The organism is Brotaphodocola sp., from assembly GCF_050873365.1.
In the GTDB taxonomy this organism is placed as follows: domain Bacteria; phylum Bacillota; class Clostridia; order Lachnospirales; family Lachnospiraceae; genus Brotaphodocola.
In genome coordinates this window covers 39,613-46,285 of the sequence record NZ_JBNMIQ010000024.1, presented here as the reverse complement: position 1 = coordinate 46,285, position 6,673 = coordinate 39,613, and the positions used below count along the sequence as shown (strand labels likewise).

The window sequence follows — 6,673 nt, the reverse complement described above, 5'->3', positions numbered from 1 at the left end:
ATAACTCAGAGTGGATGTCCCCCTCCTCTATAGGTGGGGGTATCACAAACTTTCTCAGGAGGGGAGACAATCCCCTTCTGAGTTATACGCTCCGCGAGGGTGCAAAGCGCCAGTGGCGCTTGTTATGCACCGACCGCAGTAGAACGGAGAAGCGCAGTGATTTTGATGGGAAGATGTCAGCAGAGCTGACCAAAATCACGCGCCAAGTCTCCGCGAGCGTCGACTTGAAATGAAATGCAAGTTGGATACCAAAAACTAAAATGAGGCGAAGCAAAAATCAGCAGGAAATGTCCCTGTTAGCCTGGTTTTTAACTGAGGTTTCCGCAGGTCTCTTTCACGATTCGTATAAAGAGCTGATCTGCCTTTGAGAGAAACCCATTGTTGAGCGAGGCGATGCACAGATCCCAGTAAGCGCCGTAAAGCTCATTGATCGAGAGAAAGGCAGGGCGGTACTCGGCGGAGGCAATGCGGGAGTATTGAAGCGGGACGAGGGTGACGCCCATGCCCTGAGCGGCCAAAAGCTGAGCAGTCTCAAAATTTCTCAGTGTCAGTACGCAGTGAGGCTGAGGAATTCCTGCCTTAAGAAGAACGGCATCGGTGATCTGACGGATGCGCTGTTCCCGGTGGAGCATCAGAAATGGTTCGTCCTTCAAGAGTTTCGGGTCGAGTACCGGGTAGGGATAGCCGGGCTTTTCAAAGGCTTCTTTTATGAGAGGATGGTCGGGGGCGAGCGCAATCACAAACGGGTCCCGGCTCATGATATCATAATGGAGCTGGGGCTGTGCGTGTTGCTGAGGCGGGGTGTGCATGATCGCAAAATCAAGTTCTCCGGAGAGAAGCATTTTTTCAAGGCGCACAGAGTTCTCCTCGCAGATATCGAGCTCCACATGGGAACAGATTTCGCGGAAACGCGGGAGAACGCGGGCGAGAATCAGTGTGCCGAGATGGTTTGTGATTCCGAGATGAATGCGTCCGGTCTTGAGGTTGTTGATGTCGCTGATTTCAAGCTCAAAGTCCTCAAACATTTTGAGTACCTGAGTTGCCATGTGATAGTAACGTTCGCCCGCAAATGTCAGCGTCAGTCCACTGTTTGTCCGGTTGAAAAGAGGCGTGCCGACAGATTCCTCAATGCGCTGGATCGACTGGCTTAAGGAAGGCTGTGCCATAAAAAGTTTTTTTGCCGCGCGAGAAATATTTTTCTCGTCGGCGACGGTTTTTACATAGAGAAGTTCTTTGCTTGTCATATCGGAAAAGATCTCCTTTTATTTTTTCGTAATGGTTTGTAATTGGTTTATTCAAGTCGACGCTTACAAAGACTTGATGTGTATCAGTATGAGTATAAGTATAATGCATTTTGAGAAAAATGTCATGAAAATGGCGCAGAAACGTCCGCAGAAAGTTACAATTTATGCAATACGTGAATAGTGACAGAAACAACTCAGAAACAGCCCAGAAACAACTCAGAAACAGCCGTGAGGTTGACTTTTGTAAGAGAAAATAGTATGATCAAAACGTTTGTCCTGTGTCAGGGCACAGCATTTTTGAATGTCTGAGATCGGATGATCGATCGAATATGCATTTACATTTAGATAAGAGGGGAAGCGGGGGAATCATGAACGATTCAGAAAATTCAGGAATCATTTCAAAGAAAACTTCAGAAACAATTTCAGAAGCAACTTCAAAAAAAGAAAAACAATCAACAGCTGTACAATCGAATAGTCGTTCCTGGTTTTTTAAGGGAATGAAAGATGGATTTCCGATTGCAATGGGTTATTTTGCCGTGGCATTTACGCTGGGAATCGCATCGAAGAAAGCGGGACTTTCTGCGATTCAGGCCTCGCTGATGTCTGCGATGATGCTGGCATCTGCGGGTCAGTTTGCCGGGATTGAGATGATCGCGGGAGGAGCGGGTTATCTGGAGATGGCAATGACGACAATGATTGTCAACCTGCGATATTTGCTGATGTCGAGTGCGCTCTCACAGAAAATTGAGCGTGGAAAACCTTTCTATCATCGCCTGCTGATGGCGTATGCAGTGACGGATGAATTATTTGGAATTTCGATTTCCGTGGAGGGACGGCTCAATCCGTGCTACTTGTACGGTGCGGCATCCGTTGCAGCACCGGGATGGGTGCTTGGAACTTTTCTCGGAGCCGTGATTGGCATGATTCTCCCGCTTCGGGTGATGAATGCGTTAAATGTGGCTCTGTACGGAATGTTCCTCGCCGTTGTGATTCCGGCATCGAAAAAGAGTAAAATTGTCGCAGGCGTTGTGATTGCATCGATGGTCACCAGCGCGTTGTTTTCTGTGATACCGGGGCTGAGAGAGATCTCGTCCGGTTTCCAGATGATTATTCTGACGGTTCTGCTTGCAGGAATCTCGGCAATTCTGTTCCCGGTAAAGGAGGAGGACGAACATGAAGCATAATATTTATCTGAGCCTTCTTGTCATGTTTGCAACAATCTATGCGGTGCGTGCGCTTCCGCTGACACTTTTGAGAAAAGAGATTAAGAACAAGTTTATCCGCTCGTTTCTGTACTATGTTCCGTATGTGAGTCTGTCGGTGATGACATTTCCGGCAATCCTCAGAGCAACCGGGGATGTGCGCTCGGGCATCGCAGGTCTGATTTCCGCGGTGATCCTTGCGTGGGTGGATGGAAATCTCTTCCGCGTATCGATCGGGGCCTGTCTGGTCGTTTATCTTGTAGAGATGATTCTGTAACGCGGAGCAGATCGCAGATGATTGCGGTACACGGGTAGGAGTCTGGGGATTTTTTGCCCCCCAAATCCGTTACTGGGCACGTGCGCGTGAACAGTAACGCGTAAACAGGAATCCAGAGTGGAAGATGTCAGCAGAGTTGACAAAATAAGGAAAAGGATTTATAATTCCCTCAAATATGGCGGGATAAAATTTTGTCATTCCCTATTGATTCGTTTAGAACATCATAGATTCAATAAATTCAAATGAATGGATAGAGGATCGACGCCATAGAATTTGGAAATGATACCGATTTCAGGTGAGGAGGATTTGTATGGCAGCAGAAATGAAAAATGCCAAGACAGCAGAGAAGGCAGAGACGTTAAAGATTGAGACCGTGAAAGAGACGCCGAAAAAGCTGGATACAAAGAAGGAAGACCCGAAGAAACTCGCTACGAAAAAAGAGGATCTGAAGAAACTGGACACAAAGAAAGAAGATCCGAAAAAACTTGCAACAACAAAAGATCAGACGAAAGCTCTGACAGATAAGAAGGATGAGGCGGTAAAAATGGTAGAGAAACTGGCAGCAAAAGCACTCGAAGAGGCAAAGAAAGCAGAAGAAGCAAAGAAGGAAGTTGAAGTGAAGGCAGAGAAGCCGGCAACGAAGAGAGGCAGAAAACCGGCAGCAGAGAAGAAGACTGCTGAGAAGAAGCCGGCAACGAAGACCACCAAGACGACGGCAAAGACTGCAACCAAGACGACGAAGACCACAGCAAAGACTGCTGAGAAGAAGACCACCACGAGAGCAAAGAAAGCAACTGCTCCGGAGGCAAAGGTTGTCATCGAGTTTAGTGGTAAGCAGGTTTTGGCAAAAGATATCCTTGCAAGAGCTGAGGCTCATTACAAGGCAGGTCATCCGGGTGATGAGATCAAGACGATCGAGATCTATGTACAGCCGGAGAATCAGGTTGCTTACTATGTAGTAAACGGACAGGATCTTCCGGATTGCTGTGTAGAGCTGTAAAGCAAGTCAGTAAGACGGGTTTGACAGGTTTGTGCAACGCATAAACGGGAATGAGAAGACCATGAATCTGAGCGATCAGGTTTATGGTCTTTTTTGAAAGGTGGAAAAATGGAAAATACAGAGAATACAGAGAAGACAGAGAAGACAGAGATAATAGAGAAAACAGCATCGTCAAAGATTACAACAAAAAAAACAACGGTTCAGCTTCCGGAAGCCTTTCTTGAGAGAATGAGAGGTCTTCTTGGATCGGAGATGGAGGCATTCGAGGCAAGCTATGAGAAGGAGCGCTCGCAGGGACTTCGTTTTAACACGAGAAAAGGCAGTCTGGAAGAAGACCAGATGCGTTACCGGGAGAAATTTGGACTTAAACCGGTTCCGTGGTGTCGGGAGGGCTTTTATTACGAGGCAGAGTCAAGACCGGGAAGATCTGCGCTCCACGAGGCGGGAGCATATTACATCCAGGAGCCGAGTGCGATGGCGGTGGTCTCCGTTTTAGATCCGAAACCCGGTGAGCGCGTGCTTGATCTGTGCGCAGCACCGGGGGGAAAGTCGACGCATCTTGCGGATCGCATGCAGGGAAGAGGACTTCTCGTCTCCAATGAGATCCATTCGGCGCGTGCGAAGATTCTGGCTCAGAATATCGAGCGCATGGGAATCGCCCATGCAGTTGTGACGAATGAACCGCCGGAGAATCTGGCTTTTCGTTTCCCGGAATTTTTTGACCGGATTGTCGTGGACGCACCATGTTCCGGAGAGGGAATGTTCCGAAAGGATGAGGAAGCGCGAAATCAGTGGAGTCCGGCTCATGTCAAGATGTGTGCAGAGCGTCAGCAGGGAATTCTTGATCAGGCGGGATCGATGTTGCGTCCGGGTGGACGGTTGGTTTATTCGACCTGCACGTTTGCGCCGGAGGAGGATGAGCAGGGAATCGCAGACTTCCTCTCCCGTCATCCGGAGTTCTCGATTGTGGCACTTTCGGAGAATGAGATTCCGGAGGGAATCTCCTGTGCCCGCCCGGACTGGAGCGAGATCGAATGTCCGGAGCTTGTGCATACATTCCGAATTTGGCCTCACAAGGCAGAGGGAGAGGGACATTACCTCGCACTGCTTGAGAAAGCCGGTGGGTCGGGACAGCAGGGGGATCTGGATGAATTCGATCAGAGTGCAGAGCGAACCGGCGATTGGATCGGCGCACAGATTCAGAACGATTTTGCCGTAGAGATTGGAAAGAAGAGCCAAAAGAAGGACAAGAAAAAAGAGAAGGGAAGAAAACGCGATGCCTCCTCTGCAGGAATTGACAGAGAACAGCTTGCGTTGTGGCAGGAATTTGAAAAAGAGACGCTTGTAGAGCCGATCCCGTGCGCGAATCCTTCTTCGCGAATTCTGTTTGGAGAACAGCTCTACCAGCTTCCGGATGGAATGCCGGATCTTTCCGGACTGCGTGTGCTTCGCCCGGGACTTCACCTTGGAACAATCAAGAAGAACCGCTTAGAACCGGCTCATGCGCTGGCACTTGCGCTCCGCCCGGATCAGGTTCGCCGAAGTGTGGATTATCCGGCGGACAGTCAGGAGATCCGCACCTATTTAGGAGGTGGAACGCTTCCGTGCGATCCGTCCGAGAAGGGATGGGTGCTTGTGTGTGTAGACGGGTTCTCGCTCGGCTGGGCGAAGGCAACCGGCGGTAGCCTGAAAAATCATTACCCGAAGGGACTTCGCATCTTATAACTCAGAGAGGGTGTCTCCCTCTTTTATCGGTAGGGTATCACAAATTTTCATAAACTGCATATCCGCTGGAACCGCTGTCGCAAATGACAGCGGTTTTTTTGTGATCGGATGGTCAAACGAGAGCTTCCATGAGTGAAGACACTGCCTGCCAATTAGCCGGAAATCCGGGTTGTAGAGAAAATCTCCGGGCAGGGGATGACCGGCATATTTCATGTGAACACGGATCTGGTGCGTCCGCCCGGTCTCCAGCGTGAGTTTGACGACGGAGAGATCGAATTCTGCCAGATAGGCGAGCTGTTCAAAGTGGGTGATGGCGGACTCTCCGCGCTCCACGTTGACCTCGCGCTCAATCACCGAATCGCAGACGCGCGCAATCGGAGCATCGATGGTGCCGGAGACCATCGCGTTGGCAAAATCTCCGCAAAAATTGTGAGACTGGGAAGGCGCACAATATTCGCAAGACTCAAAAAAATCCGGTTTCGCAGAATCGGGACCTATCTGTGAGGTTGGTGGAAGCGGTGAGACAGTCACCCCTTCCGGCGCGCAAGTCGCAAGATCTGCGAGGTTGCCACAACATCCCGCCAGATAAGTCCGGTGAATCTCCCGGTTTCGGATCATCTCGGAGAGAATGCAACTGCTGAGAGAATTTTTTGCAAAGATCAGAAGTCCGCTCGTGTCGCGATCGAGACGGTTGACAATCCGGCAGGTGAACGGTTCTCCTTTCTGTGCAAAGTATCCGGCAACGCCGTTTGCGAGGGAGTCTGAGAAATGTCCCTGAGACGGATGAATCGAGACTCCGGGAGCTTTGTTGATGACCATCAGGTCTTCATCCTCAAACAGAATCTCAAGATCCATCGGAACGGGGACGACACTGCTGTCAGCGGTCTCTTCCGGCAGAGTCACCGTCAGAACCTCATCTTCGGTCAGGCGGTGAGTGATATAAACCTTTTCACCGTTGATGCACAGACCATCCGGGAGCAGTTTTACGCGGATGATAAGTCGCCGGGAAAATCCCTTCTCAAGCAGGAGATCCTCGACGCTCTGTCCCGCCTTTGTACAGGAAAAAAGAAATCTTCGTCTATTCATATCAGGAAAGTCCTTTCATCAATCTTTTTATCGATCTTTTTATTAATCTTTCATCTTTCAAATGTTCAGTAATCTTTTAACTGTTCAGTTTTATAACGTATAACGGTTTCGTGCTTTCACACTTACCCATTTTTTATTC

Annotated in this window: 7 protein-coding genes; 5 read left to right on the top strand and 2 right to left on the bottom strand. The window is 49.3% G+C overall.

Annotated elements, in window-relative coordinates; translation table 11 throughout:
- Positions 1-233, top strand: a 233-nt coding sequence (locus ACR0QT_RS11050; protein WP_432630828.1) for a hypothetical protein, incomplete at its 5' end; no start/stop codon positions are given.
- A 75-nt stretch (positions 234-308) separates the two neighbouring features.
- On the opposite strand, the gene ACR0QT_RS11045 is transcribed toward ACR0QT_RS11050, so the two are convergent.
- Positions 309-1,244: a LysR family transcriptional regulator gene (locus ACR0QT_RS11045; protein WP_432630827.1), complete on the bottom strand. Its 936-nt coding sequence runs from the start codon at positions 1,242-1,244 to the stop codon at positions 309-311.
- Between the two features lie 497 nt (positions 1,245-1,741).
- On the opposite strand from ACR0QT_RS11045, the gene ACR0QT_RS11040 reads away from it, so the two are divergent.
- The 4 genes from ACR0QT_RS11040 (at position 1,742) to ACR0QT_RS11025 (ending at position 5,448) form a co-directional block, all read left to right on the top strand.
- Complete coding sequence (locus tag ACR0QT_RS11040) at positions 1,742-2,428, top strand: AzlC family ABC transporter permease (protein WP_432630826.1); 687 nt, start codon at positions 1,742-1,744, stop codon at positions 2,426-2,428.
- Entirely contained in the window at positions 2,418-2,723 is a 306-nt protein-coding gene (locus ACR0QT_RS11035; RefSeq protein ID WP_432630825.1) for an AzlD domain-containing protein, read from the top strand. Before ACR0QT_RS11040 ends, ACR0QT_RS11035 begins: the two co-directional genes overlap by 11 nt.
- A gap of 310 nt (positions 2,724-3,033) precedes the next feature.
- Positions 3,034-3,723, top strand: coding sequence for a DUF6465 family protein (locus ACR0QT_RS11030; protein ID WP_432630824.1), 690 nt, complete (start codon positions 3,034-3,036; stop codon positions 3,721-3,723).
- 108 nt (positions 3,724-3,831) lie between these two features.
- Positions 3,832-5,448 carry an RsmB/NOP family class I SAM-dependent RNA methyltransferase gene (locus tag ACR0QT_RS11025; protein ID WP_432630823.1) on the top strand — a complete coding sequence of 539 codons (1,617 nt, stop codon included), beginning with the start codon at positions 3,832-3,834 and terminating at the stop codon, positions 5,446-5,448.
- Here the strand turns inward: ACR0QT_RS11025 and ACR0QT_RS11020 are convergent.
- A complete protein-coding gene (locus tag ACR0QT_RS11020) occupies positions 5,443-6,534 on the bottom strand; it encodes an RluA family pseudouridine synthase (protein WP_432630822.1) in 1,092 nt (363 codons plus the stop codon). The genes ACR0QT_RS11025 and ACR0QT_RS11020 overlap by 6 nt on opposite strands.
- Positions 6,535-6,673: the final 139 nt, after the last annotated feature.

What these genes read in the sequence shown, in the direction of transcription:
- ACR0QT_RS11045 (WP_432630827.1), bottom strand. Translation starts at nt 1,244, where the DNA reads ATGACAAGCAAAGAACTTCTCTATGTAAAAACCGTCGCCGACGAGAAA.
- ACR0QT_RS11040 (WP_432630826.1), top strand. Translation starts at nt 1,742, where the DNA reads ATGAAAGATGGATTTCCGATTGCAATGGGTTATTTTGCCGTGGCATTT.
- ACR0QT_RS11035 (WP_432630825.1), top strand. Translation starts at nt 2,418, where the DNA reads ATGAAGCATAATATTTATCTGAGCCTTCTTGTCATGTTTGCAACAATC.
- ACR0QT_RS11030 (WP_432630824.1), top strand. Translation starts at nt 3,034, where the DNA reads ATGGCAGCAGAAATGAAAAATGCCAAGACAGCAGAGAAGGCAGAGACG.
- ACR0QT_RS11025 (WP_432630823.1), top strand. Translation starts at nt 3,832, where the DNA reads ATGGAAAATACAGAGAATACAGAGAAGACAGAGAAGACAGAGATAATA.
- ACR0QT_RS11020 (WP_432630822.1), bottom strand. Translation starts at nt 6,534, where the DNA reads ATGAATAGACGAAGATTTCTTTTTTCCTGTACAAAGGCGGGACAGAGC.